The sequence below is a fragment of the Bacillus infantis NRRL B-14911 genome, assembly GCF_000473245.1.
Taxonomy (GTDB): Bacteria; Bacillota; Bacilli; order Bacillales; family Cytobacillaceae; genus Bacillus_AB; species Bacillus_AB infantis.
This window is the reverse complement of sequence record NC_022524.1, coordinates 460,884-486,966: the sequence shown is the minus strand read 5'-3', so window position 1 is coordinate 486,966 and position 26,083 is coordinate 460,884. Positions and strand designations below refer to the sequence as shown.

The following is a 26,083-nucleotide window of genomic DNA, read 5'->3' as shown; positions in this document are numbered from 1 at the left end:
TTCCGGCCAGTCTTTTATTTGGGAAAGCACACAATCCCCTGCATTCTATACGCGAACCATCCGCTCATACTGCAGCTTCCTAAGCTCAAACAAAGTGATCGGATCGCGGTAAGCCTCCGGATTTTCCTTCATTTTGCTGAGAGCCTGCCCGTTGGCTTCAATAGTGTTCAAGGTTTCCTCAACTGTCATATTGAGCACGTTGAATGGATTGCGGAAGAAGATCTTAATATCCCTCTCCAGTGCTTTTTCGAACAGTTCAAACTGCTGCATGAACTTGCTGACAATGGCGTCGACGCTTTCGCTGTAATCCTCATTTTCGAGGAATTGTTTATATCTATTATACAGCATTCCTTTATTCTGCGGGATTGCGCCAAACAGCTTTCCGGCGCTTTTCAGCAGGAATTGCGAAGGAGTGAAGCGCAGTAGGATGTTCACTTTTTCCATCCTCACTCCGCTTGTCATCCTGTCGGCATCCCTGCGCCAGTCATCCAGCACTTTGAAATCGCACTCCAGCCGGATTTTTTCCTCTCCATATAACTCATTGAACCCTTCGCCCATTTCATATAAATAAGCCTGGCTGTGATTGAACTCTTCAGTGGTGAGGGCAATCCACTTCTGGATAGAGCCGTAGAATTCAGGGAGGACAGAATCCTCCAGATACTGCTGGACGCGCTCGTTCATTGCATCGTTCAGCTCAAGATGGATTTTCCGGAAGTCGCTGTCTTCTGTGACCAGCTCGGAAGTGCCCCGCAGGATCCCGGGTATTTCCTCCTCAAGCTTCTTCCTCATTCTGTCTTTGATAGATTGATAGGATTTTGTGATCGTCCTTGTCTTTTCTTCTTCAATATCGCTGAGCTGGTTGATGGCGCCATTCAGCTTCGTGACCATCTCTTCATTCCAGCGGATATCCTCCTGCAGCGAGTTCTCCACCTCCACCCGCTTATCAAGCAGATAGCTTAAGGCGCGCTGGATATAGACAAGCACACTTTGTGTCCGGAGCTCATACCAGTCGCGGCTCAGGCTGTCATCGAAAAATCCGGCCAAATCTGCCAGCTGCTCTCTGCTTCCATAATGGGAGGAAAAGGCAAATACTTTTCCTTGCGGGAAATAAGACCGGACTTGTGCGGATATCTCGTCGACCAGCCTTTCTGCCTCACGCTGATCATGAATCGCATCCACCTTGTTCAGGAGGAAGTGCACCTTTTTGAAAGGAGCAGACTCACGAATTCTTTCCAGCGCCAGGAGGTCCTCCTCTACAAGGCCTTCTGCTGCATTAATGACATATAAAATGCTGTCTGCAAGCGGGAGATAATGGGCCAGCTCTCCACTTGCCCTGCCGCTCCCTTTGACTCCCGGGGTGTCAATGAGCGCAATCCTGTTTTCCTGCAGGAAGGGAACCGGTACCCGGCAGTTGAAAGCAACCTTTTCTCCTTCAAGGCCGGCGGCAGCTTCATTTTCCTGATATTGCGGAAGATCTTTCATCATGATCAGCCTGCTGTCGGTAACTTCACTGAAAGCAGCGTCTTCGCCAGCCTTGAACATACTGATGGAAGATGTGTCCTCTCCAAGAACCGGCTTGCCCAGCACATAATTAATGAATGCGGACTTCCCGCTTCCAGGCCTGCCGGCAACAAGGACATGGCTGTTATCAAGATCAAGGAGCTCTTCGACGATCCATTCCAGCCTCTGACCAAGCGGGAGATCATTTTTGAGTGCCCATTTCTTAATATCCATAAACAATTTGTAGCTGTCTTCCAGTCCTCCGTTATAAAGGCTTGAGCGCTCTATCAGATTTTCTGCATCCGCTACAGCGTTAGAGTCTAATCCGGCAAATAGCTTATTCCAGGCAAGCAATGCAGCGGAAGCGTGCACCGCGTTGGCGGAATCAGTGATCCTAACCCAGTTCACAAGCAGCTCAGGAACGAGCGGAGTCAATTCCTTCACGTAATAATTGCCTGTGATAAGCTGCAGGTAGGTCTCCCTGTACATAGCGGAAAGTTCATGCCATGCATAAGATCTGTCCGCTTCAAGCTCCAGCATCATCCCGTTGAAATCCTTAAGCCATTGATGGCTGCTGCTCTGATTCTGATAATGCTGCCAAAGGGAGACAGACAGCTTTTCAAATCTTGATTCATCTTTATAAAAGACCGTTTTCAGCGCGTCAAGGAAATAAACAGGCTCAAGCTTCCTTGCCGCCCCTTGATCAATATAGCCATTCAGGACCTCAAACCATTTGAGCGAGCTTGTGCGGACTCCTTCGTTGACAGCGAGTTCAATGGCATTGCCCCAATCCTGGTGCTTTTCGAAAAAGGCTCTTGCCAGCTCTGTTACATCCGGATAATCCGGATTGAGGAGAACAGCTTCCTTTATTGTCTGCACGGCCTTATCAAGCTTGCCCTGATGGACATATAAGGAAAACAGCTGGAGCAGGACCTCAGTCTGGAGCACAAGTGACTCTGTCCTGATGGCCTTGTATATTTCTTCGGCTGTTGCATGCAGCTCCAGTTCCATATAGGCGTCTGCGGTATTTTTTTTGGCCCACTCCCCCAAATCGTTATGTATGTTTTCCCATTTGAAAATGGCTGCTTCATAGTCTTTATGGTGGAAATAGATTTCACCCTGTGCAAACCTGATGACCGAAAGCTCCGGTATTTCTTTTTTCTGCTCCAGGAAATATGCCTCGCCGAGCACCTGTGCAGGCTGCTCCCCGCTATGGCCTTCCATAAACATTTCGTAATATGATTTATCGATTAATTGTTGTTCTATCGTCATTGTTATCCCCTTATGTAAATAGATTGACCTACTATATGCTAAAGAGATTCCTATTATTCTGCGCTCTCTATCCTTGTATTCTAGCAAAGAATGGAATGCAACAAATTTCATTTTACTTTCATTTTTGATACAGAAATGTTTCCTTCTGTAATAATTCTAACAGCAACCTTCAGATATGGTAAATTTACGCAGGAACTTCTTTCTGTACTGCCTGAAACACCGTTAATCAAGCAAAACCCGCCTCTAGAGAAGGCGGGTTCGCTCTGACGAAGGATGGAAGCCCTTAGCGGGAGCCTCTTCTCAGGTTGTTTTGTTCATCTGTTGTATAGACGGTTGGCTCCCCGGATAATGATGGGCTGCCTGACGTGCCTTCCCCTTCATCTCCGCTCTCGATTTGGCCTGCGCCATACCACTCATCAGCACCGGTTTCAGCGTTGGCAAAAGCAGAATCTGCGTTCACAGCCAGGAGAATTTTGTCATTATCCATATCTGCTGCATATGACTCTACATTTTCCTCAGCAATTCCATACTTTGTCAGCCTTTCATGGGATTCGCCAAAGTCGCCGTCCAGCGAGAAGGCTTCTTTCAGTTTATCCCAGAACGATTCATCATCATGCTCTTTCGGCGCTGAGCCGGCAGCCTTTTCCACATCTGCATTTGTGTACGAATCAAGGGTGTAAATATCCTGCCGCTTTGAAATGACAGCCAGATCCTTTGAATCATAGCCTTTCGCCGTCAGCTCCCTGATTGCCTCGATCGTTTCATCTATTGAACTGTATACACCGATAATATCGCGTTTCATCATTATGCCTCCTATATGAAAATCATATATAGGCTGTTTACCCTTTAGTGCTGCAGGCAAAACGCAGGCATACTCAAGACAGTTTACGAATGAATGCCACTTTTAAATAATTCCCTTCCTTGAACTCACTGATGGTCCGAAAATCCTTTGGCAGGGAGAATTCCTCCAGCAGCTTGTACTTTCCGCCGCTTTCCTTAAAGGCGGCTTCAATAAATCCTTTGAACTTGCTCATTCCAAAGGTGCTGCAGTTGGTAGAGGCGACGATGATGCCATCCTTTTCCGTAATCGCAATCGCTTCCTTCAGCAGGTTCTTATAATCCTTGCTTGCACTGAAGGTATGCTTCTTGGAGCGGGCAAAGCTTGGAGGATCGAGGATCACCATATCAAAAAGAAGCTTTTTCCTTACGGCATATTTAAAATAATTGAAAACATCCTCTACAATGATATCCTTTGCCTCATAGTCGATCCCATTGATGCTGAACTGTTCAATCGTTTTGCTTTTGCTCCTGTTCGCAAGGTCCACGCTTGTCGTTTTCACTGCTCCGCCTTTTGCCGCAAAAATGGAGAAGGCCCCTGTATAGGAAAACGTATTGAGGACTGTCCTGCCCTTTGCATATACATCCCTGATTGTTTTTCTGACATCGCGCTGGTCAAGGAACACGCCTGTCATTGCTCCATCGTTCAGGTAGATGGCAAAGTTTTCGCCATTTTCTTTGACAATGAGCGGGAACTCTCCGCGCTCTCCTTCAACAAAGTCATCATCCTCCATATAAGAGCCTTTCGCATCAAAGCGTTTCTTTTCGTAGATCCCTTTAAAATCAGCAAGATTCCTTAAAGACTGCAGGATTTCTTCCTTAAATCGGTATATGCCTTCACTGTACCAAGTCAGCAGATAATAGCCGGCAAAATAATCGATTGTCAGCCCGCCGATCCCGTCGCCTTCGCCATTGAAAACGCGGAAAGCAGTCGTATCAGAGCTGTTGAAGAAAGATTCCCGATGCTTAAGAGCCTTCTGAAGTTTTTTCTCAAAAAATCCCTGGTCGATCACTTCTTGCTCATCACGCGTCAGGATCCAGCCGCAGCCTTTATTCTGCAGGCCATAATAGCCTTTGCCGATGAATTTGTTCCTGCTGTCTGCAAGGCGGAAGATTGCCCCCTCCTCCTTCAGATCCGCAAGATTCTCTATTCTATCTTTATAAACAAGGGGCAGCCCTTTTCTATACTCTTCATCAGAACGCGCCTTCAGACGCAGCTTTATTTCCTGTGCCATATTATCACCCTTCTATATCCTGAGATCAGCTGCCCTGTTTGCCAGCTGTATCTTTTGGTTCTATCTTATCATTCCAGCCGCAGGAGAAGCCAATCGCTGAGAAAATTCTAAAGAAGAAGGGTGTCAAAAATCCCGCAGCCACCAGCCCAGCAAAGAAAAGACCAGGGAAGCATCCCCGGCCTTATACGGCAGCAGCCTGTTTTTTTATGCTGTTTTTTCGCCTCCGCCCTTCGGCCATGATCATGGCGATGGCAATCAGCAGGAAGATACTCGAGATTTGGAACAGCCTGCCTGTTTCCACGTACTGGGCTATGACGCCGAATACCAGTCCGCTCAATCCGATGCCAAGGTCGATGGCTGAAAAGAACATGCCATTGGCAACACCTCTGCGGTTTGGCGGCGTAAGGGACAATGTCCACGACTGAAGCGTCGGAATCAGTGATCCGAAGCCGATCCCGAAAAGAACTCCGGCTGCAGCAATCAAAACATTAGAATGGGCAAAGGACAGCACCCACATCCCGGCGAATGTAATGAGTGTACAGAACAGGACGAGCCCTCTCGGCCCATTTCTGTCAAACCATTTTCCAGCTGCAGGACGCGAGGCCGATGCCAGTACGGCATTGAACAGGTAGAAAAGGAAAATCTGCTCTATTCCCCGCTCTTCCCCAAAAATGACAATGAACGTGACAATGGATCCATAGCCGAAGGTAACGATGACCGTGATAAGTGCCGGGTACCAGCTCGTTTTTTCAATCAGTGACCCTAAATAAGAGAAAGCTAATTCCTCTTTTTTCGCTTCCTTAACCGACTGGGGCGTTCTGTAGCTCACCAGCGACAGGAGTATGATGCTGATAATGCCAAGACCGGCCGATATATAAACCAGATTTTCAAAGGTCGTAACCTGGAATAAATAAATGCCCAGGCTGGGGGCTATGATCATCCCGAGAGTCACAGACAGCCCATAATAGCCCATCCCCTCGCCGAGGCGGGAGTTCGGAACAACATCTACCGCTGCCGTCCCGTTGACAGTCGTCGACCAGCCCCAGGCAAGCCCGTGCACTAGCCTGAAGAGAAGAAACATAACAACCACGCTGGAAAGCGGGTAAACCAAAGTAATCAGCAGCAGGGCGGCTGCACCGGCCAGGACGAGGGGCTTTCTTGTCCTGTACTCAAGCATATAGCCGATAAAGGGCCTGCACAGAATTGCGCCAGCAGAGAATAGAGTTGTGACCAGGCCGATTTCCAAGCCGGAGGCGCCTATTGATTTTATGTATGGCGGCATTGTCGGGATCAGCATTTGAAAGGACATAAAGACAAACAGATTCCCTGCCATCAGCATGACGAAGGATTTCGTCCAAAGCTTTTCTTTTTGTTCACTCAAGCGGTAAAGCCCCCTTTTCAAAAAAATAAAAACTTGTGCAGTATTTAACTTTTACGAGCATATAAAAGGCTCGAACAGATCTTCTATAGAGAATATATTTCGATTCACTAAATGTTAACACAGTTATTTAATTGATGGCAATGCTGTATTTTTGTCCTGCTCCCACAAAAAAAGGGAGGCCGCAGCCCCCCGTTCTTATTGATATTTTTTTATAAACGCCAAGGTCTCATCAATGATCAGCTGCTGATCATTATCGAGCGTGGCGACATGATAGCTGTTTTCCATCGTAATCAGTTTTTTGTCTTTGCTTGAGATGCGGTCAAGGATGAGCCGGGAATTATCAGGCGGGACAACATGGTCTTCGCTGGAAACAAAAATCAATGCCGGGCACTGTATGTCAGCCAGCCCTCCTTTTACCAGCTCCATTAACTGGACGATTTCACCGATGGATTTGACCGGGGTCTTCTCATAGGCCAGCTCTTTTACATCAGCTTTCTTTATATCTGAGCCGATGGCATCGAGGAAGCGGGCGTCCTGAAGGGCTGCAGCACCTTCCATATCCGAAATCTCTACGGCAGCATTAATTGGGATAATGGCCTTGATTTCGGAATGCTTCTCAGCCATATAAAGAGTAAGTGTCCCTCCCATGGATAAGCCTGTGACGAAAATATCGTCGCACCGTTCTTTCAGCCATTGAAAGCCTTCTTCAATGCTTGCAATCCAGTCGCTGTACTGCGTTTGCTCCATTTCCTCATAATGGGTCCCATGGCCTTTAAGCCTTGGGCCGCAGACCGTATAGCCTGCTTTCGCATATGCCTCCCCGAGCGGCCGCATGCTTTGTGTCGAGCCTGTAAAACCGTGCGAAACCAGGATGCCTGTCCTGCCGCCTTCATAATAAAAGGGTTCTGCTCCGTTTAATACTGGATAGTTATCCGCCATTTCTTTCCCTCCTCTTTCTCACTTTGAAAAAGTTCGACTCCCTATGCCGCAAACCCTGCCAGCTCCGGAAAAAAGCCCGTTTTTCTCTATACACACAAATTTCATTTCCCGTATAGTACTGCCTGCATAGAATACAATAAGGAGAGCAGTCGAGTTGGAGGCGGAAAACAGAAATGGATGAATTTAATTTCTCAAAGCTATTTGCCAATGCAGAAAGCTTTTTTCATAAAAAGGGACAGCGGGAAATCCAATACCCAAAAGGCAGCCCCATCAATAAGGTGCACCGGTCTTCCCAAATCGTTGGAAACAGCCACAATATGCAGCAGTTCTTGTCCAAATATCTGGGCATAAAAAAATAACCTGCATACGCAAGTTACAAGAGCCCTTATGGCTTGTCCATCTAAAAAACTATCAGGCCGGAATCAGCGGATCTTTTCCAGAATCCCAAGATACTGCTTGCCGCCCGTGAATCGGGCGTTTTTTATTTCAGCCCTGCCAAATGCCTGCAGCCGGTCCTCTTTGGACCAGCCTTGCCGATTCATCAGGCCTTGGCAGCGAAAAGTCCTTTCACGATGGAGCTTTTCCTTGATATTGATGCTCCGCGAGGATATTGAATATCCTGCTGGTCTGCTTTTTTATTATAATTGGCAGCATCTTTGAATAACCGATCAAAATCAAAAATGTCTTCCTCGCCACTTGGCTTCTGGACTTTTAACACATGCTTTTTGGCTGACATTTTTAACCACCTCTTTACTATAAGTTTACCTCATTAGGGCTAAAGATTCAATCTTTCCCGAAGCTTTGTAAGCCCCAAGTTCTCCCATGCCCGTTTATGGAGCTCCGAAACAAGGGAAGTAATGCCTGCGACCAGATAGCCGTCATTTTCATTGAATTCAGATCTGTAGCTTGAAACACAAATGACATAGTCGACGACTTCTGTACCGCTTGTATAAATATTTTCCTCTTCTGAGGTGGTATAAACCAGATAATTTTTATCATGGATAACTTCCGGATTTTCCTTGTTGATCGGGATCCCTGTTTTGTATAAGTCCACAAGCTCGAGCGACCTCTTTACAGCCGAAGGAAATGATGCCTGATGAAACTCGGCAAGCGTCATTACTTCAAAGGTAAGATGTTCATCCCATTCACTTAAATAGAATTCCTGCATTTTGGCAAGTGCAAAATCGAGGGCATCATGGAATCTGGGATGCTCCGAATCAAAGCTCGTTTTCAGGACATTCTTGTTTTCTTCCTTCATTAAATACGTCAGGAATTTAAACTTTCTCATCTGGTCATCAATGATGGATATGACTTCCTTCTGGCTCTGGTCCAGGTCAAACTCCAGATTTCCGAGCTTGAAGCGGATGATCCTCCTGGATGCGGAAGGCACTAAAAGCCAGAGCAGCAGCCATAAAAGCAGGTAGAAAAGATATTCAAAAATGACCTGGAATTTCGGCGACTCGGCAATCGGCTTGATAATCAGGCTTGTGACCGTTTCCTGTGCAGCGGCCTGGCTGCCTGCATCCGGCTGGCCCGCGCCATCCGGCAGCTGCGCAGCATGATATAAGCTGATAGCTGCAAGCAATATGATGATCCCTACTCCCGTCCAATACACGATCGCAGACCATTTCCTTACCTTATCTTCAATGACAGGCAGATCTTTAACCATCATCCTTTCCATTTTCATCCCCCTTTAGCCTGTTCGTCATTCAGCAATGTTGGAGGTTCATGGTGTGATTGAAAGATTCGGAAACGATATTAGCCTGTGGGTAAAAAAACCATATGATCCATTATATTACCTTAACAGTTTATCATACCAGGAAGATTTCTCCCCTAGTTCTTTCGCTTCAATTGGAGCAGCAGCCTGGCTCAAGAGCAATGAAGATGGGTACATAAAGCTATTGTATGCAGCCGCAGGCCGGCAGGCAGCTTTGCCCAAAAGTTTTTTCCCGCCCAGCCCCTCCGCTTTCCTTATTTTGCTTACCTGCTCCTTGTTTTTATCCTCCTTAATGAGTAGTATTAAGTTCATGGCATATCTTTTCAGATTCCATTAGACTATAAGTGAACGAGCCCAGTTTTTTAGACTATTGTAACTGCATGTTGATTTTGGGCTCATTCAGCTATGCTGAAATGCGTGTGAAACAGGGTTTCACACACATGAGGCTAAAATCACCGACAATGTTCAACACAGCCATTTTAAAAAAGGGCTATTTTAATAAAAAATGTTTGGAGCCGATTGAGCTTCAGGCAAAAAAATTCTATAATTTCCTAAAGTATATAAAAGAAAGGCTGATACTGGTTTGGAACAAAACTCATCCAATTTTATTCGCACGATCATTAAGGAGGACCTGGAATCCGGAAAAAGGAATGAAGTCGTTACCCGCTTCCCTCCAGAGCCGAACGGCTATCTTCATATTGGACACGCAAAGTCAATCATCATCAACTTTGGACTCGCCGATGATTTTAACGGCAAAACCAATCTGCGCTTTGATGATACCAATCCGCTGAAAGAAGACCAGGAGTATGTGGATGCCATTAAAGAAGATGTCAAATGGCTGGGGTTTGAATGGGAGGAGCTTCGCTTTGCTTCCGATTATTTTGAGGAAATGTACGAGCGTGCAGTCCTGCTGATCAAAAAAGACCTTGCTTATGTTGATGACCTGAATGCAGATGAAATCAGGGAATATCGCGGAACTTTGACAGAGCCCGGAAAGGAAAGCCCATACCGCAGCCGTTCTGTCGAGGAAAATCTTGATCTCTTCAAGCGTATGCGTGCAGGAGAATTCCAGAATGGAGAAAAGGTGCTCAGAGCAAAAATTGATATGAGCTCACCTAATATTAACCTGAGGGATCCGGTCATTTACCGTGTATCACATGCCCATCACCATAACACAGGCGACAAATGGTGCATTTATCCTATGTATGCATTTGCCCATCCGATCGAGGATGCAATCGAGGGCGTCACCCACTCTCTCTGCACAACAGAATTCGAGGATCAAAGACCGCTTTATAACTGGGTCATTGAAGCTTGTGAGATGGAAAGCAAGCCTCAGCAGATTGAGTTCGGGCGCCTGAACCTGATCAACACAGTTATGAGCAAAAGAAAGCTGAAGCAGCTGGTCGACGAAAAGTATGTGGATGGCTGGGATGACCCGCGCATGCCGACCGTTTCAGGGCTGAGAAGAAAAGGCTTTACACCTGGCGCCATCCGTGAATTTGTTGAAGCGACAGGCGTCTCAAAAGGGTCCGGAGCCGTTGATACTGCGATGCTTGAGCATTTTGTCCGTGAAGACCTCAAGCTGTCTTCCCCTCGGACAATGGGAATCCTGAAGCCGCTGAAGGTTGTGATTACCAATTATCCTGAAGGACAGACAGAAATGCTCGAAGCGGAAATCAATCCGGAGAACCCGGAAATGGGCAGCCGCCAGATTCCGTTTTCAAGAGAAATTTATATCGAGCAGGATGATTTCATGGAAGATCCGCCAAAGAAATATTTCCGCCTCTTCCCTGGAAATGAAGTGCGTCTGAAGCATGCATACTTCATTAAATGTGAAGATGTCATCAAGGATGAAAACGGTGAAGTGGTTGAAATCCATTGCACATATGATCCGGAAACCAAGAGCGGCACCGGCTTTACCGGACGGAAGGTAAAAGGGACCATCCACTGGGTCGAGGCATCCCAGGCAGTTCCGGCTGAATTCCGCCTGTATGAGCCGCTGATCCTTGACGAAGAATTGAACAGTGAAGAAAATGAAGGCAAGACCTTCCTTGACCACGTGAATGAAAATTCTCTGGAAATCGTCAACGGCTTCATCGAGCCGAACATGAAGGATGTCAAGCCTCAAGATAAGTTCCAGTTCTTCCGCCACGGCTATTTCAATGTCGATCCAAAGCATACAGCAGAAGATCACATTGTATTTAACCGGATCGTTTCGCTGAAGAGCTCATTTAAATTATAAAAGCAAAGCCACCAGCCAGTGGGTGCTATTTTCAGGAGGAGAACGGCCGCAGAGCCGTTCTCTTTTTTCTAACAATTTTTTCAAGGGGATTGTCTTTTTAGCAGAAAATACGATACAGTTAAAGCAGAGGTGAGTATATTGAACGAGAAAACATCCTCTGCCTCCAGCATAAGATGGTTCAGCCTGGCCCTGCAGGCTTTGCTTATTATGGCAGACAATGAAGGCCTGTGCCCGAGCGCAAGGCTAGCGGACAAAATCGGTTCAGAATCAGGGTTTCTGCGGAAGATTTTGCGGAATTTGGTTAAGGAAGGCCTTGTCCAGGCCAAGGAAGGCCGGGACGGCGGATATTTTCTCGCAAAACCGCCGGAGGATATCAGGCTCTCTGATGTATATGCGGGAATGCGCGCAGAGCCATTCTCAAAAGGTTTCCTGGATGTCAGCAGCAAAGAGTGCTTTGAACCATGCACCCGCAGTGCCTTATCCGGCCTGAAGAATGAAATGGAGCAATGGATCCTGAACGGATTAGAAGAAAAGACCCTTAAAGACCTGATGGGTAAAAAATAAAGGAAACGGGACATCATTGTGTTTCGTTTCCTTTTTTATATTCACGCAGCGGATGTTAATGAGATCCGTATAATAGAAATACCATGATGATGGAGTCGATCAGTATCAACCACAAAAAAATATAGAAAAGTCTCCGCTGTGTAAAAATACAGCCGGACCAGCATGAAGTAGGCAAAGCCTGCTGCAACAACAAAAGACAGAAATTCCTCCAGCTTTTCTCCCTTCAAGACCAGCCTGTTATCATAATACAGCTGCAGCTCTTCATTTAATGAAAATGGTACAGTAAAAATGCTGATCAGCAGGCCTAGCAGCATGAAGCTCCCGGCAATGTTGAGCAGTTTTTGAACAGATATTCCTTTATTAGCTTTCAGCACCTGCTCTGAAGCCGGCTTATAATCAACCTGCAAAACCATCCCTCCTTTTATAACATCTACGGGCCGGGATACAATTGGTTTCAGCTTTCTGAGTCAGGAAGGTAATCCTATCCTTACAAAAGACTTTTCACCGGCAAATAGACTGTCTTCCCTTTTCATGCCTATTATTTATTGGAATATAAACTGTGTTTGACAAAAGAACAGTAACGCCATATACTGTTCTTGTAATAACCACAGTTAAAGGGAGATGGAATAGATGAGTGATAATACAATGAGCAAAGAAGAGTATTTAAATAAAGTAAAAGATCTTGACCAGACCACTGAAGCGCCAAAGGAGCTGGAAGATACAGATTTCTTCACGGTGGCAAAAGAGCGCCGCTCTGTCCGCCAGTATGATGCCGATTATATGATGGAAGACAGTGAAATCCGTGAAATCCTTGAAGCAGCCATCCTGGCACCGTCTTCTTCTAACCTCCAGCCATGGAGATTCCTAGTCATCAAGGACCAGGAAGCGAAAAAAGAACTGCTGCCAATCGCAAACAACCAGCAGCAGATCACAGATGCTTCTGTCGTAGTTGCAGTACTTGCGGATGTAGACGCGTATAAGAATGCAGGTGAAATTTACGGAGGCCTTGTAAAGATGGGCCGCATGACGGAAGAAATCAAAGATTCCTATGTAGCATCCATTATGAAGACCTATGGCGGTTTCTCTGATGAGAGAGCACTTAAGACTGCTATGATCGACGGCGGCCTTGTCTCTATGCAGCTGATGCTGGCAGCTAAAGCAAAAGGCTATGACACGGTTCCTATGGGCGGCTATGACGAAGGGCAATTTATTGAAGCCTTTAATGTGCCGGAAAACTTCAAGCCAGTAATGCTTATTTCCTTAGGAAAAGGCAAAAAGGCCGGCTTTGAGAAAAACCGCCTGCCTTTGGATGATGTTTTAAACTGGAACAGATTCTAATCAACTTGCCCGGGCCAGGATGCCCGGGTATTTTTTGCGGCTTGAATCGTGAGGATAGGAGCGGGAGTTATTTATACCTATAGGGATTAGTTTTATTCTCTAAAAGGGCATCTTATAAACAGAAAGCCCGAAAAGCTGCAGGACTGGCAAGACCCAGCGCCTGAAATACCATACCATTAATGATTCATTTATCCTGGTTTCAGGCAAGGATTATAGGGTAAACTCACAATTGTTTCCAAATAAAGAAAAAGGAGTAGATATATGGTATAGATACCTGGTACTTTTTTATTATATCCCCAAAATTTTTTGACAATCGCAATTCAATTTTAGTATGATGGTTTTTGTACTAAAGGAGGCAGAAAAATGACAGCTTTTGATAAACAGAAAATTGTGAATAGTGTGCCGCAGAAAGGCTTTTTCGGCCACCCTAAGGGCTTGTTTACGCTCTTCTTCACAGAGTTCTGGGAACGCTTCTCCTACTATGGGATGAAAGCTATCCTACTATACTATATGTATTACGAAGTTTCTAAGGGCGGGCTTGGGATCGATGAGACGACAGCCGCTTCTGTAATGGCCGTGTACGGCTCACTCGTATATATGTCCGGGGTAATCGGAGGCTGGATTGCCGACCGTATACTCGGAACTGCCAGGACCGTATTCTACGGCGGGGTCTTGATTATGCTTGGCCATATTGCCCTTGCATTCCCTGGAGGCATTACAGCCCTGTTCATCTCCATGGCATTGATTGTCATTGGTACAGGTCTATTAAAGCCTAACGTTTCAAGCGTTGTCGGCGACCTTTACAGCAAGGAAGATGTCCGCCGTGATTCAGGTTTCTCGATTTTCTATATGGGAATCAACGCTGGTGCTTTCATTGCGCCGTTAATTGTCGGAACAATCGGTGAAAAGTATAACTTCCATTGGGGCTTCGGCATTGCAGCAATCGGTATGCTGATTGGATTGATCACTTATCTTGCTACAAGAAAGAAAAACCTTGGGCTTGCAGGCAGCTATGTACCAAACCCGCTGCTCCCTGAAGAGCGCAAAAAAGTATTCGGCCGCATTGCCATTGCCGCAGTTATTATTGCTATTATTGCTTTTATCAGTATTTCAACCGGATTCTTAACGATTAACCGCTTCACGGTACTGATCAGTATCCTCGGGATTGCCATTCCGACCGCATACTTTATTGTGATGTACCGCAGTCCGAAAACAACTTCAGATGAGCGGTCAAGAATTATCGCCTACATCCCGCTGTTTATAGCATCGGTTATGTTCTGGGCGATCCAGGAACAAGGTTCCATCATCCTTGCTCAATATGCGGACAAGCGTACTGACCTGGATTTTGCAGGCATCCACCTGCAGGCTTCATGGTTCCAGTCCCTTAATCCATTGTTCATTATCGCACTCGCACCATTGTTTGCGTGGCTATGGGTTAAGTTAGGAAACAGGCAGCCATCAACGCCTAAGAAGTTCTCACTTGGCTTGATTTTCGCGGGCTTGTCTTTCCTTGTCCTGATTATCCCTGCTTATATGAGCGGCGGGGAATCTTTGGTTAATCCATTATGGCTTGTACTGAGCTTCTTCCTTGTCGTTATCGGTGAGCTGTGCCTGTCCCCTGTAGGGCTGTCAGCTACAACAAAGCTTGCGCCGGCGGCATTCTCGGCTCAGACGATGAGCTTATGGTTCTTATCCAATGCAGCGGCACAGGCGGTAAATGCTCAGCTTGTTAAGCTGTATGATCCTAATAATGAGATTATGTATTTTGGTACGCTTGGACTTTTGGCTGTCGTTTTAGGCGGCGTCCTGATTTTCATGTCACCTTCTATTCAGAGATTGATGAAGGGTATTAAATAATCGCAAAGGCAGTGCATTTTGAGTGCACTGCCTTTGTTTTGCTTATAAATGGGTTTGATACTTTTTTTGCAATCCGATTCTAATTTTATGTAGTTCTTTGATCAGTTACCTGGATACTTCCTCAAATGTAGTCTGCTGATTTCCGTTCCAGGCACTTCGCTTTCCGCGGGGCGACGCTGAGCCTTCTTACGCTGCGCGCTGCATTTTATGAGGAGTCTTCGTGCCTTCCACTCCAATCAGCAGGGTTTAATAATTTGTTTGGCTGACCCCTTTAGTACCCTTGCTCTTAGACAAGGCTTCAGACTCTCCCCTTCAATGTATTCAAATATTCCACATGCTTCCGGTCTGTGTCGAGGACAGTTTCAACCAGTCGGCGGCTTTCTGGGTCGAGGTCGCCTCTTACGTTTTCTTCGGACATTTGGATGGCATAATAGTCTTCGCCGGTAAGGGTTTTATCGACTATGGCATCCTGGCTGTCCGGCAGGAAGAGACTGCTGATATATCCTTGAATGGAACCGGCTATGCCTTCATCGTCAGCAGGTACAGCCCCAAGGTTTTGGATTCTTTCCGCAATCAGGGCCGCATTATGTTTGTGCTCCTGCTGCATTCTCTGGAATTCGGCTCTGACACCTTCATCGTCAAGTTTTTCAATGAAATGCTCGTATGCATGGATGCCCATGTAAATCCCTTTCAGGAACTTATTCAGCTCCTTGGCAACTGAGTGATTGTCCACCTTTTGTCCCCACCTTAAATAGTTTCTAGCATTAATAGTGTAATCTAAACCTTCCAATAACATTCAAAATGGTAAACCCAAAACTATATCCATTCCATTTGGTAGAATTATTAAAATTTTTCTTATTTTTATGATGACTGTCTGGTATTATCAAATCAGAGGTGGTTCAACAATGTCCAGCAGCTATACCATTACTAAAAAAAAGAAACGGGACAAAAATCAATATATCCTCGGCATTTCCTTTGTTCTTCTGCTGGGATCATTCTTTATACCGCTGGTGGTGCTGCTCCCTCTTCAGCAGGCCCTGTATCATCCATTCGGATACTGGTTTCTGGAACCGCCGAGATCAGCCTACTTTATTTTCACCGGCTCCCTCATTTTATTGAGTCTCAGCCTGCTCCTGATGATTTCCGGCTTGGCAAAAAATAAAATGGCCAAGGGATTGATTGCTGCGGGCATCTTTGCAAGCATCCTGCTGTCCGTCTTGAGTGTAGACCATTATCACTATATGAACGGCAATGGCATTTATATCAATCCCTTCTTCGGCTTTGGCGAAAAGGAATTTCTGTGGGCGGATGTAGAGGAAGCGAAGCAGATTGCTGTCGAAGAAAAAAATGGACTGAAGGATAAGAATCTGACATTTGTGTTTAAGGACGGGGAACAGTACAGCTTCCTCATTACAGAAACCGTACGGAAGGCTTATCCGATCTTTAATGTGAAGCTCCAGGAAAAAGGCATCCAGGTGACCAGGGAGTTCCCGGAATAACTGCAGACAAAAAGGAGCTCCGGCAATGGAGCTCCTTTTTGCTATTAGCCCAGCAGCTGTTCTATGTCCGCTTCCATCTCGAACGGATCTGTCGTAGCCTCAAACCTCCGTATTACATTTCCCTCTGCATCTATCAAAAACTTTGTGAAGTTCCATTTGATTGAGTCGCCGAACAGGTATTCAGGATGCTTTTCCTTCAACAGAGGAATGAGGACTCTTGCAACCGGATGATTCTCATTGAATCCTTCGAATGGCTTCTGTGCAGTCAGGTAATTGAATAAAGGATGGGCATTTCCGTCGCGCACATCCATTTTTTGAAACATCGGGAATGATACACCATAGCGGAGCTCACAGAAGGATTGGACTTCCTCATCACTCCCAGGCTCCTGATTATCAAATTGATTGCACGGGAAACCTAATACCACCAGCCCTTTTTCTTTGTAGCGGTCGTAAAGCTTCTGCAGATCCTGATATTGAAAAGTAAAGCCGCACTGGCTTGCTGTATTGACAATCAGCATTACCTTCCCCCTGTATTCCTCCAGAGAGATTTGTCTTCCGTTCATGGCCGGAGCTGAAAATTGATAAACACTCATTGTAATTCCCCCATCTATCTCTATAGTCCTTATATAATAGTTCTTTATAACTATAAAGACATTTCCCTTGTTTAGAAAGTTTAAACTCTCTGGACCTCTTTTTTCCTATATTTCTAATTAAGCGGGTTACTAAATGCCTGATTTCGGGTAAAAAAGGGCAGCGGCTTAGTAAATATTGTAAAATCTCTAAAGAGGAGGGCAGAACAATGAAAAGAAAAATACATATTCTTGCGAGATTACTCGCACTTCTATGCATCATGGTTCTGGCAGGCTGCAGCGGGGAAGATGAAAAGGCTTCAGGCGAAAAGAAAAATGATCCGCCCCAGGAGGAAGCCCGGGAACAGGAAACATCTTCCGATGAAAAGATACCAGAAGCAGCGGACGATATTGAGGGCATGGTTGCACAAAAGCACGGAAAGATACTTGAAGGCAAACTGGAACCTGAGGTGGAGATTGCCGATCTATGGGACGCCAAAAAATATACCGGTTTTAATGAAGAGACACTCCAGCCGGCAGCAGAGAAAGAAATGAAAGCATATTTCTCTGAGCAGAAGGATTTATCCGGCAGCCAGGTATACGACTATCTGGTCTATCAGCTGGGCTCAGGTTTATACCAGTCCTACTATGAGGAACTTGTTTCCTTTGAGCATGGTCATGAGATGCCAGAACTCCCTGATGGAGAAGATGAAATCCAGCAGGCAAAGAACCAGAAATCTAATATAGTCATTTTAATGGATGCAAGCGGAAGCATGAAAGCTGATGTCAGCGGCGGCAATAAAATGATGCTTGCCAAAGAAACCATCAAGGAATTTACAAGTTCTCTGGAGGATGATGCCAGTGTTTCCTTAATGGCTTACGGCCATGTAGGAACAGGGAACGATGAAGATAAAGCTGAATCCTGCAGCCGCATTGATGAGGTATTTCCTTTGGGGGCCTATGAGAAAACTGCCTTCAACAAATCCATGGATTCATTTGAGGCAAGCGGCTGGACCCCGCTGGCTGGAGCGATTGACAAAGCACGGGAGCTTTTGTCCGCCTATAACAGCACGGATTATAAAAACACCCTCTATATTGTCAGCGATGGGGTCGAGACCTGTGACGGAGATCCTGTAGAAGCAGCACAGCAGCTTCAGGGCAGCAATATTGAGGCAAAGGTCAATATCATTGGCTTCGATGTTGATGACGAAGGGCAAAAACAGCTGAAGGAGGTTGCGGAGGCGGGCGGCGGAACTTATGCAACTGTAAGGGATAAAGATGAGCTGGAGGACCAGGTGCTGAAAAAATGGAAGCCGAGCCTGGGCCAGATATTTTCCCAGCTGGGAGTACCATTGCATGAGACGGTAGACCAGAAAGAAAGGCTCCTTGATATATCGAACCCGATCAGATTAATATCAGATAGAGAGAAAGACAGGATTAAAAGTGCAGTGTCTTTCCTGGAGAGCGAAGAGCTGATCAGTCCTGAGGCGGCAGAAGAAGCGGAGGAACTGGCGGAAACCAGGCATGAAATCCGCGACTCGCATTTCAAGGACTTATACGAACAAAAAGAAGAAGAAGCACAAAAGGCAAGAGATGAAATCAACGGTAAAGTAGAAGCCTGGAAGGATAAATGGTATGAGGTATTAAAGGACGAAAACTAATGTGAAAAAGCCCCGGACATTGCCAGGGCTTTTTCGTTTTCCTATTAAAAATCAAAATGATCCGGGTCCGGCCCTACACGCAGGTTTTGATTCAGTGAACTGATCTGCTCCATTTCATCGCTTGACAGTTCAAAATCAAAAATAGAAGCATTGGCAGCAATTCTGTGCTCTTTCGTTGATTTAGGGATTGTAATGACACCATTCTGCAGATCCCAGCGCAGGATGACCTGGGCTGCAGATTTGCCATGCTTTTCAGCAATGGCAGCAATGATTTCATTGTCCAATAGCTGCCCCTGCATAAGCGGGCTCCATGCCTCAAGCTGGATTCCATTTTCCCTGCAGACTGCTTTTAATTCCTGCTGGGTAAGACGCGGATGGTATTCTACCTGATTGATCACCGGCTTGACCTCTGCATCCTTCAACAATTCCTCCAGGTGGTGCACTTGGAAGTTGCTCACGCCTATAGCTCTTACTTTTTCTTCTTTATAAAGAGCTTCAAGCGCACGCCATGCGTCTTTATACTTCCCTTCCACCGGCCAATGGATAAGATACAGATCCAGATATTCAAGCCCAAGCTTCTGCAGGCTTGTTTCATACGCCTGGATTGCTGATTCAAAGCCTAAATCGCTGTTCCACACCTTTGATGTAATAAAAAGGTCCTCGCGGGATATGCCTGCTTCCGCAATTCCCTCCCTGATTCCCTGTCCGACACCCTCTTCATTTCCATAGATAGCTGCCGTGTCTATGCTCCGGTAACCCAGCTTAATGGCTGATTTTACGGCGTTAACAAGCTCCGGCCCTTCTTCTACTTTGAAAACGCCCAATCCCATCCATGGCATTTCCACACCATTATTTAAAACTGTTTTATCTTGAATGCTTTTTATCATCACTGTTCCTCCTTTATTTTTCCGGAAGCTGCTTTACGCAGCTCCCCCATTGATGCTTGTTGTTTTCATATCCTGGTTTTCCAGCTTCATGCTCCAGCCTGTTAGAATGACAGCGCCAAGCACCATTGCGGCACCGATCCATGGTGTATGGATCAGCCCGATAGAGTCTGTGACGAGGCCGCCCAAGTAAGAGCCAATCGCAATTCCGGCGTTGAAGGCGGCAATATTAATAGCAGAAGCAACATCCACCGCTCCAGGGACAAACCGTTCTGCCAGCATGACCACATATACCTGCAGCCCTGGGACGTTCATGAATGCAAACAGCCCCATCAGCAGGATGACAATCAAGCCTGCAGTCTTATAGGGTGCTGCAAATGTGAGCAGCAGCAGCACCACGGCCTGAATGATGAACATATAAAAGAGTGCCCTGATCGGATTTTTGTTCGCCAGCCGGCCGCCGGCCATATTTCCTATCGCAATGGCAATTCCATATAAAAGCAAAATGGCAGCCACTGTACCAGCTTTAAAGCCGGTCACTTCCTGCAGCAGCGGTGACAGATACGTAAATACAACGAATGTGCCGCCGTAGCCAAGCGCAGTAATGATAAAAACCAGCAGCAGCCTGCCGTTCGTAATTAGTCTGATCTGATCGGCAAATGCAGCTTTCGACCCTTTTGAAAGATTTTTTGGCACAAGGATGCTGTTGGCAATAAAGGCAATGACGCCGATTACGACAATGGCCACAAAAGCAAATCTCCAGCCAAACTGCTGGCCGAGGAATGTCCCAAACGGAACGCCTGTTACTGTGGCAACAGTCAGGCCTGTGAACATGATGGAAATGGCGCTTGCCCTCTTATCCTTCGGCACTAAATCGGCGGCAATGGTAGAGCCGATGGACATGAACACCCCGTGGCTCAAGGCCGAAATAATCCGCGCTGCAAGGAGAATACCTATGCTGCCTGATGATGCAGCAATGATATTCCCTGCAATGAATACCACCATGATCCAAAGCAAAAGTGATTTGCGGGACATTTTAGCTGTGAGCGAGGTAAGGACAGGCGCTCCGAACATGACTCCCAGTGCATATATAGAAACAGTCAGTCCTGCTGTGGTGACGGGAATATTCAAATCTTCCGCGATCATCGGCAGCAGCCCGACTGAAATGAATTCAGTTGTTCCGATTGCAAACGCACTGACTGCAAGCGCAAGCAGCGGAAGCAAACTTGTTTGTTTGCCAGATGGCATATTTTTCTCCTCCTATTCCTATCTATGAAAATTTTATGAGTATAGCAATTTCCTGCCGGCAAATGCTATTATGGGATATAGCGTTTCTTTTGAAAAGTACGTACTTTATAGTGCTATAGGCACCGAAAAGTTCTATAGGCACCTTTTAGTTCCTATGAAACAGGAGTGATCATGATGGAGAAAAAGAAATACAATATATCGGTGGAAGCCACCCTTGAAGTAATCGGCGGGAAATGGAAGACAGTGATCCTCTGCCACCTGACCCACGGGAAGAAACGGACGAGCGAGCTGAAACGGCTCATGCCGAATATCACACAGAAAATGCTCACCCAGCAGCTTCGCGAGCTTGAGGAGGACGGTGTCATCAACAGGATTGTATACAATCAGGTGCCTCCCAAAGTCGAATACGAGCTCAGCGACTACGGCAAATCTCTGGAAAGCATCCTTGACGCACTCTGTGCCTGGGGCGAACGCCATATCACCAAAGTCTATGGCGATAAATTTTCCGTTCTGGAAGAAAGTGTACTGAACGATAAATTGAAATAGAAATGCGGAGGGCGCTTGCTCATATAAGGAACGCAGGTAATGACACCTTGTCCCCCTCCCGGCCTGCACCTCCGCGGGCTTTCTTTTTTATTGTGCCTTTTTATAAATTCTTCTATTTTACATGTTGACTCTCACGCTGCGTAATACTTTAAAGTAATGGTTGAAGGGAGGCCGGAACAATGGCCATGAAAGTGAAAGAAGCCGCCGATCTGGCCGGCATCAGTGTGCGCACACTGCATCATTATGATGAAATCGGGCTCCTCGTCCCTGATGAGCTCTCGGAGGCAGGCTACCGGCTGTACTCAGATGACAACCTGCAAACCCTGCAGCAGATCCTCTTTTTCAAAGAGCTCGGCTTCCCTTTGAAGAAAATCAAAGATATTATCAGCAGCCCTTCGTTTGACCAGCAGAAGGCCTTCGAGCTGCACCGGGAAATGCTGCTCGAAAAGCGCAGCCGCCTGGATAAGATGATTGCATCGCTGGATAAAACGATCAGGCATGCAAAAGGAGAGATACACATGTCAAATAAAGAAAGATTTGAAGGCTTTGACTTCGGTTCCAATCCCTATGAGCAGGAAGCCCGTGAACGCTGGGGGGATGAAGCTGTAGATGCCTCAAATAAAAAGATTTCCAACATGACAAAAGAAGAGCAGCAAAAAATGGGGGATTCCATGAACGGGATTTACCGGAGCCTCGCGGAAGTGCGGCATATGGCCCCTGACTCTGATGAAGCCCAAGAGGCAATAGGAGAATGGTTTAAATTCCTGAACAAAATAGGCAGCTATTCACTGGATGCCTTCAAGGGGCTCGGGCAGCTGTATGTCGATGATGAGCGCTTCACCAAAAATATTGATCAATTCGGGGAAGGCCTCGCTATCTTCATGCGTGACACGATGGCCGTATATGCAGACAAAAATAAATAAAGAGAAAACCCAAGCCCTTCTGCGGCTTGGGTTTTCCTTATTGTAAACTTTTAATGAACTCCTTAAATACTTCCCCTGTTACAGGCCTGCTGAAGTAATATCCCTGGCCAACCGGGCAATTGTTTTCCAGCAGGAACTCTGCTTGTTCTTTATGTTCAATGCCTTCAGCGACTACACTGAAATTCAGATTTAAGCCCATATCGATTATGGCCTTCACAAGCGATCCATTTTGGGCAGGATCCAGTATATCGTCTACAAACGACTTATCAATCTTGATGGTGTCGATCGGCAGGTGCTTCAAATAGCTTAATGAGGAATATCCTTTTCCGAAATCATCGATGGATAGCCTGATGCCAATCTTTTTTAATTCATTCAGGGCAATGGTCGCCTTTTCGATGTTCTGCATGATGCTTTCTGTAATCTCCAGCTCAAGGCAGCCAGGCTCAATATCGCAGGAAGACAGAACAGTTTTTACATACATAATGAATTCAGGATCCTCCAGCTGCCGGACTGATATATTGACTGCTATCGGCACCGATCCGGCTCCCTCCAATTTCCAGCGCTTATGCTGTTCGCATGCTGTCCGCAGGATCCATTTTCCCATCGGCACGATCAAGCCGGTCTCTTCTGCCAGCGGAATGAATTCCCCAGGGGGAACAAGATGACCATCCGGACGCTGCCAGCGCACGAGCGCCTCCGTCCCTTTCAGCTTCCCAGTCTTCAGATCTATCTGCGGCTGGTAATGAAGCAGAAGCTCTCCGCGGTCAAGCGCTTTACGCAGTCCATTCTCCAAAGCCATTTTCCGGGAGGCCAGACCCTCCAGGGAAGATGTATAAAATTGAAAATTATTCTTTCCTCTTTCCTTGGCCAGATACATGGCAGTATCCGCATGCTTGATCAGCGTTTCCTGATCAGTCCCATGCTCAGGATACAGGCTGATGCCGATACTTGGTGTAATATAAAACTCTTCTCCTTCCAGGATGAAAGGCTTGTTGAACTGCTCGATGATTGCCCGCGCCGCCCCTTCTATCTGCTGTTTTTCCTTTTCTTCAAAAAGGATGATGAATTCATCGCCGCCCTGCCTGGCTACAAGCCCGAGGCTTCCTACAGTATCCTCCAAACGGATCCCTGCCTTTTTAAGGAGCAGATCGCCGGTAGAATGGCCTTTTGTATCATTGATAATTTTAAAGCGGTCCAAGTCCAGGAATAAAACCGCCGCTTTCTCTTTTCCGCTGTTCAAAATGCCCTGCAGCTGCTTCATGATTTCATTCCGGTTCGGCAGGCCTGTCAATGTGTCATAAAAGGCCATATACTCCATGGTCCTTTCAGACTTTTTCCGTTCCGTAATATCCCGGCCAATGACCTGTACAGCTTCTCTGCCGCCGTACCGGATCGGCATGGAGGATACTTCCACATCAACAAGGACGCCATCAAGCCTTTTCGCCTGCACCTCAAAGCGCCTCTTCCCAGCCGTATCGCTGTCTGCTGCCAGCAGTGTATTATAAATTTCAAAGGTTGCCTCTTTATTCACAAAGTTAATAATAGGCTTCCCAAGAAGCTGTTCTTTACTGGAAGCGCCGATCAGCCTGCACCCTGCTTCATTGATATAAACAATGACATTCCCGGAAATAACACCGATGAAGTCAGGAGACAGCTCAACAAGGCCCCGGTACCGGTCTTCACTTTCTTGTCTATCTGTTATATCAAACAGGACGCTGGAAAATTCAATCAGCCTGCCTTTTTTATCAAGGACGGGGATTCCTCTATCCTGTATCCACCGGATTCCCCCTTCAGGGCGTATGATTCGGTATATGCTTACGACCGGTTCTCCCTGTTTGACTTTTTGTTCCCGTTCATTCAGGACAGACACATCATTCGGATGGATCACTTTTCTCCACAAATCAGGATCCCTATAAAACGATTCCCGAGGAAAGCCATACAGCTTTTCAATTCCTGAGGTAATCATCAGCCTGCCGCTCTTCATATTATGATGCCAGATGGCGACGTCCAGGGTATCAAAGATATTGTTAAGCCTTTGATTGCTTTTTCTCAGTTCGGCTGTTGTTTTCTGGATGCCTTTTTGGATAAAAACGAGGAACAATACAATCAGGAGCCCTACGCTGATCACTGTATGGATCAATTCGAACACCCACAAATTCCGGGGAGGAAAATAATAGGCAAGAGCTGTTTTAATAGCCTCATCCACTAAAAATATGAAACATAATATAATAATCCATACCAGTATGGTATAATTCCTGGCGAAAAATCTCATTTATGGCAAGCTCCTATGTATATGCTTTTAAAAGGAAATATCCGTTATTTCCACTATTATCCCATAAATAACGGGTAAACAAAAAAAAAAATCGGGCTCATTTCCAAATTGAAAAGATGGGCCCGATCTCGGAAATATAAATATATTCTTTCCTCTATTCATCCTGTTTTATAACACCGCTTCCCAGTTTTCTGATGTAAGGGCCTGAAAACGCTCTTCATCTTTATTATCCAATGCTTTGTCTATCTCATCATATCGTTTGGCTTCAAGCCACTCGCCCTGCACTTTTCCAATGACTTCGTTCACTGCATCTGTATATTCTGTTGTTTCCTGAGACAGAATCTTTCTTGTCTTCCAGCTGTCTTTATCCGCTAGGTCATGGATGGATGATAAATACTGATCCTGGTTGAATTGATTCGGTTTGTACTCGGAATTCATATCGTTCCTGCCTCCTGTTTTTATAAGATAATATCATTCAATTGTGTTAGTACTTATTTATTACCCGAATTTCCTAAAAAATAACGGGTCAATCGGTCTTATGTCTTTATTTCACTTAAAAAGCCTGTATCATCAACCTATTTTCAAATTTTATTAAAGCGATTATTTCGTTTATTATAAAGAGGATGCACTGTTAAAAGGAGATAATATGATCAGAACGATTGCGGTTACTAAGAATCATGAAATTAAGAGCAATTGGGATATCACCAGGCTGCTCGAAGAGGATATTCTCTGGTATTGGGCGGATTTCAGCAATCCTTCCGATGCAGAAATCGAACTGCTGAGAAAACCGCTGAATTTCCATCCTCTGGCCATCGAGGACTGTATCCATGTGCTTCAGCGCCCAAAGCTCGACTATTATGAAGACTATGCATTTTTTGTTACGCATAGTGTCAATCCGGATACGATTGACCGTGAAGAAGTTAACTTTTTCCTCGGGCAGAATTATGTGATTACTTTCCATCACCATCCCTCCACTGAAATAGAAGATGTCAGGGAAAGGCTCAGGCTGTCCAACTCGCCTGATAAATGGGAGCCGCTCTTGGTTCTATACCATATTCTTGATAAAATTGTGGACAACTACTTTCCGCTCGTCTACCAGCTGGAGGACACGCTGAATGATATTGACGAAAATTCAAAGGACAGGCCGATGGAGCTTCTGCTTGAGGATCTCTTTGATGCCAGGCACGATCTTCTGGCCCTGAGGCACACTGTCGCCCCGATGAGGGATCTAATCTACAGGATGCTGAACTCCCAGCGGCTCGCTGGCTTTCAGGAAAAAATCAAATATTTTTCCGATATCCATGATCATCTCCTGAAGCTTGCCGAGATGATTGAAGAGAATAGGGAGCTGACTACCGATATCAGGGACAGCTATTTATCATTGAATGCCCATCAGACAAACAGGGTCATGAAGGTGCTGACGGTCATTACGACCATATTCATGCCACTCACCTTCATCGCAGGAATATACGGGATGAATTTTGAGCACATGCCAGAGCTGGAATGGGACAGCGGCTATTTTGCCACCCTGCTGGTCATGCTCACTATCGGGCTTGCCATGTTTGCCTGGTTCAAGAAAAAAGGCTGGTTCAAGTAGAA

General features: G+C 46.0%; 25 protein-coding genes. 11 read left to right on the top strand and 14 right to left on the bottom strand.

The features are described from left to right. Nucleotides 1–45: 45 nt before the first annotated feature. From N288_RS02680 to N288_RS02660, 5 genes are all read right to left on the bottom strand, one after another. Nucleotides 46–2,772: a dynamin family protein gene (locus tag N288_RS02680; protein ID WP_022543318.1), complete on the bottom strand. Its 2,727-nt coding sequence runs from the start codon at nucleotides 2,770–2,772 to the stop codon at nucleotides 46–48. A 283-nt stretch (nucleotides 2,773–3,055) separates the two neighbouring features. Next, nucleotides 3,056–3,577 (bottom strand): general stress protein, encoded by a 522-nt coding sequence (locus N288_RS02675; protein WP_009792335.1) that lies wholly within the window; start codon nucleotides 3,575–3,577, stop codon nucleotides 3,056–3,058. 70 nt (nucleotides 3,578–3,647) lie between these two features. Then, on the bottom strand, nucleotides 3,648–4,844 hold the full coding sequence (locus N288_RS02670) for a class I SAM-dependent rRNA methyltransferase (protein ID WP_009792336.1): 1,197 nt from the start codon (nucleotides 4,842–4,844) through the stop codon (nucleotides 3,648–3,650). Nucleotides 4,845–5,025: 181 nt separating this feature from the next. Then, nucleotides 5,026–6,183 (bottom strand): MFS transporter, encoded by a 1,158-nt coding sequence (locus N288_RS02665; RefSeq protein WP_050767264.1) that lies wholly within the window; start codon nucleotides 6,181–6,183, stop codon nucleotides 5,026–5,028. A gap of 237 nt (nucleotides 6,184–6,420) precedes the next feature. Then, the gene (locus tag N288_RS02660; protein ID WP_009792338.1) at nucleotides 6,421–7,164 is read right to left on the bottom strand and encodes an alpha/beta hydrolase; all 744 of its coding nucleotides are present in this window, start codon (nucleotides 7,162–7,164) and stop codon (nucleotides 6,421–6,423) included. A 173-nt stretch (nucleotides 7,165–7,337) separates the two neighbouring features. On the opposite strand from N288_RS02660, the gene N288_RS02655 reads away from it, so the two are divergent. Continuing rightward, the gene (locus N288_RS02655; protein WP_009792339.1) at nucleotides 7,338–7,523 is read left to right on the top strand and encodes a hypothetical protein; all 186 of its coding nucleotides are present in this window, start codon (nucleotides 7,338–7,340) and stop codon (nucleotides 7,521–7,523) included. A 182-nt stretch (nucleotides 7,524–7,705) separates the two neighbouring features. On the opposite strand, the gene N288_RS02650 is transcribed toward N288_RS02655, so the two are convergent. Together N288_RS02650 and N288_RS02645 are read right to left on the bottom strand one after the other, a co-directional pair. Further along, nucleotides 7,706–7,900, bottom strand: a complete 195-nt coding sequence (locus N288_RS02650) for a hypothetical protein (RefSeq protein ID WP_009792341.1) — start codon at nucleotides 7,898–7,900, stop codon at nucleotides 7,706–7,708. 39 nt (nucleotides 7,901–7,939) lie between these two features. Then, the gene (locus N288_RS02645; protein WP_022543315.1) at nucleotides 7,940–8,845 is read right to left on the bottom strand and encodes a hypothetical protein; all 906 of its coding nucleotides are present in this window, start codon (nucleotides 8,843–8,845) and stop codon (nucleotides 7,940–7,942) included. 52 nt (nucleotides 8,846–8,897) lie between these two features. Here N288_RS02645 and N288_RS24990 point away from each other — a divergent pair, with 52 nt between their 5' ends. From N288_RS24990 to N288_RS02630, 3 genes are all read left to right on the top strand, one after another. After that, entirely contained in the window at nucleotides 8,898–9,218 is a 321-nt protein-coding gene (locus N288_RS24990; RefSeq protein ID WP_141195024.1) for a hypothetical protein, read from the top strand. Between the two features lie 246 nt (nucleotides 9,219–9,464). Next, nucleotides 9,465–11,123 (top strand): glutamine--tRNA ligase/YqeY domain fusion protein, encoded by a 1,659-nt coding sequence (locus N288_RS02635; protein ID WP_009792344.1) that lies wholly within the window; start codon nucleotides 9,465–9,467, stop codon nucleotides 11,121–11,123. Between the two features lie 138 nt (nucleotides 11,124–11,261). Further along, nucleotides 11,262–11,687, top strand: a complete 426-nt coding sequence (locus N288_RS02630; protein WP_009792345.1) for an RrF2 family transcriptional regulator — start codon at nucleotides 11,262–11,264, stop codon at nucleotides 11,685–11,687. 41 nt (nucleotides 11,688–11,728) lie between these two features. On the opposite strand, the gene N288_RS02625 is transcribed toward N288_RS02630, so the two are convergent. Beyond that, complete coding sequence (locus tag N288_RS02625) at nucleotides 11,729–12,094, bottom strand: hypothetical protein (protein ID WP_022543314.1); 366 nt, start codon at nucleotides 12,092–12,094, stop codon at nucleotides 11,729–11,731. Nucleotides 12,095–12,317: 223 nt separating this feature from the next. On the opposite strand from N288_RS02625, the gene N288_RS02620 reads away from it, so the two are divergent. Together N288_RS02620 and N288_RS02615 are read left to right on the top strand one after the other, a co-directional pair. Then, the gene (locus N288_RS02620) at nucleotides 12,318–13,025 is read left to right on the top strand and encodes a nitroreductase family protein (RefSeq protein ID WP_009792347.1); all 708 of its coding nucleotides are present in this window, start codon (nucleotides 12,318–12,320) and stop codon (nucleotides 13,023–13,025) included. 363 nt (nucleotides 13,026–13,388) lie between these two features. Further along, nucleotides 13,389–14,882 carry a peptide MFS transporter gene (locus tag N288_RS02615; RefSeq protein WP_009792349.1) on the top strand — a complete coding sequence of 498 codons (1,494 nt, stop codon included), beginning with the start codon at nucleotides 13,389–13,391 and terminating at the stop codon, nucleotides 14,880–14,882. A gap of 298 nt (nucleotides 14,883–15,180) precedes the next feature. On the opposite strand, the gene N288_RS02610 is transcribed toward N288_RS02615, so the two are convergent. After that, nucleotides 15,181–15,615, bottom strand: coding sequence for a DUF2383 domain-containing protein (locus tag N288_RS02610; RefSeq protein ID WP_009792350.1), 435 nt, complete (start codon nucleotides 15,613–15,615; stop codon nucleotides 15,181–15,183). A 172-nt stretch (nucleotides 15,616–15,787) separates the two neighbouring features. On the opposite strand from N288_RS02610, the gene N288_RS02605 reads away from it, so the two are divergent. Continuing rightward, complete coding sequence (locus N288_RS02605; RefSeq protein ID WP_009792351.1) at nucleotides 15,788–16,381, top strand: hypothetical protein; 594 nt, start codon at nucleotides 15,788–15,790, stop codon at nucleotides 16,379–16,381. Nucleotides 16,382–16,425: 44 nt separating this feature from the next. On the opposite strand, the gene N288_RS02600 is transcribed toward N288_RS02605, so the two are convergent. Then, nucleotides 16,426–16,974 (bottom strand): glutathione peroxidase, encoded by a 549-nt coding sequence (locus tag N288_RS02600; RefSeq protein ID WP_009792352.1) that lies wholly within the window; start codon nucleotides 16,972–16,974, stop codon nucleotides 16,426–16,428. A gap of 206 nt (nucleotides 16,975–17,180) precedes the next feature. Between N288_RS02600 and N288_RS02595 the strand changes: the two genes are divergently transcribed. Continuing rightward, entirely contained in the window at nucleotides 17,181–18,611 is a 1,431-nt protein-coding gene (locus N288_RS02595; protein WP_022543313.1) for a vWA domain-containing protein, read from the top strand. 44 nt (nucleotides 18,612–18,655) lie between these two features. Here N288_RS02595 and N288_RS02590 read toward each other — a convergent pair whose 3' ends face one another. Then, nucleotides 18,656–19,498: an aldo/keto reductase gene (locus N288_RS02590; RefSeq protein ID WP_009792354.1), complete on the bottom strand. Its 843-nt coding sequence runs from the start codon at nucleotides 19,496–19,498 to the stop codon at nucleotides 18,656–18,658. Nucleotides 19,499–19,531: 33 nt separating this feature from the next. Further along, nucleotides 19,532–20,743, bottom strand: coding sequence for an MFS transporter (locus tag N288_RS02585; protein ID WP_009792355.1), 1,212 nt, complete (start codon nucleotides 20,741–20,743; stop codon nucleotides 19,532–19,534). Between the two features lie 174 nt (nucleotides 20,744–20,917). Between N288_RS02585 and N288_RS02580 the strand changes: the two genes are divergently transcribed. Both N288_RS02580 and N288_RS02575 read left to right on the top strand, forming a co-directional pair. Continuing rightward, nucleotides 20,918–21,289: a winged helix-turn-helix transcriptional regulator gene (locus tag N288_RS02580; protein WP_022543312.1), complete on the top strand. Its 372-nt coding sequence runs from the start codon at nucleotides 20,918–20,920 to the stop codon at nucleotides 21,287–21,289. Between the two features lie 179 nt (nucleotides 21,290–21,468). Next, on the top strand, nucleotides 21,469–22,212 hold the full coding sequence (locus tag N288_RS02575) for a MerR family transcriptional regulator (RefSeq protein ID WP_009792357.1): 744 nt from the start codon (nucleotides 21,469–21,471) through the stop codon (nucleotides 22,210–22,212). 37 nt (nucleotides 22,213–22,249) lie between these two features. Here N288_RS02575 and N288_RS02570 read toward each other — a convergent pair whose 3' ends face one another. Then, on the bottom strand, nucleotides 22,250–24,484 hold the full coding sequence (locus tag N288_RS02570; RefSeq protein ID WP_009792358.1) for a bifunctional diguanylate cyclase/phosphodiesterase: 2,235 nt from the start codon (nucleotides 24,482–24,484) through the stop codon (nucleotides 22,250–22,252). Between the two features lie 168 nt (nucleotides 24,485–24,652). Continuing rightward, nucleotides 24,653–24,922, bottom strand: a complete 270-nt coding sequence (locus N288_RS02565; RefSeq protein WP_009792359.1) for an IDEAL domain-containing protein — start codon at nucleotides 24,920–24,922, stop codon at nucleotides 24,653–24,655. Between the two features lie 208 nt (nucleotides 24,923–25,130). On the opposite strand from N288_RS02565, the gene corA reads away from it, so the two are divergent. Further along, entirely contained in the window at nucleotides 25,131–26,081 is a 951-nt protein-coding gene (gene corA, locus N288_RS02560; RefSeq protein ID WP_009792360.1) for a magnesium/cobalt transporter CorA, read from the top strand. Nucleotides 26,082–26,083 lie beyond the last annotated feature (2 nt).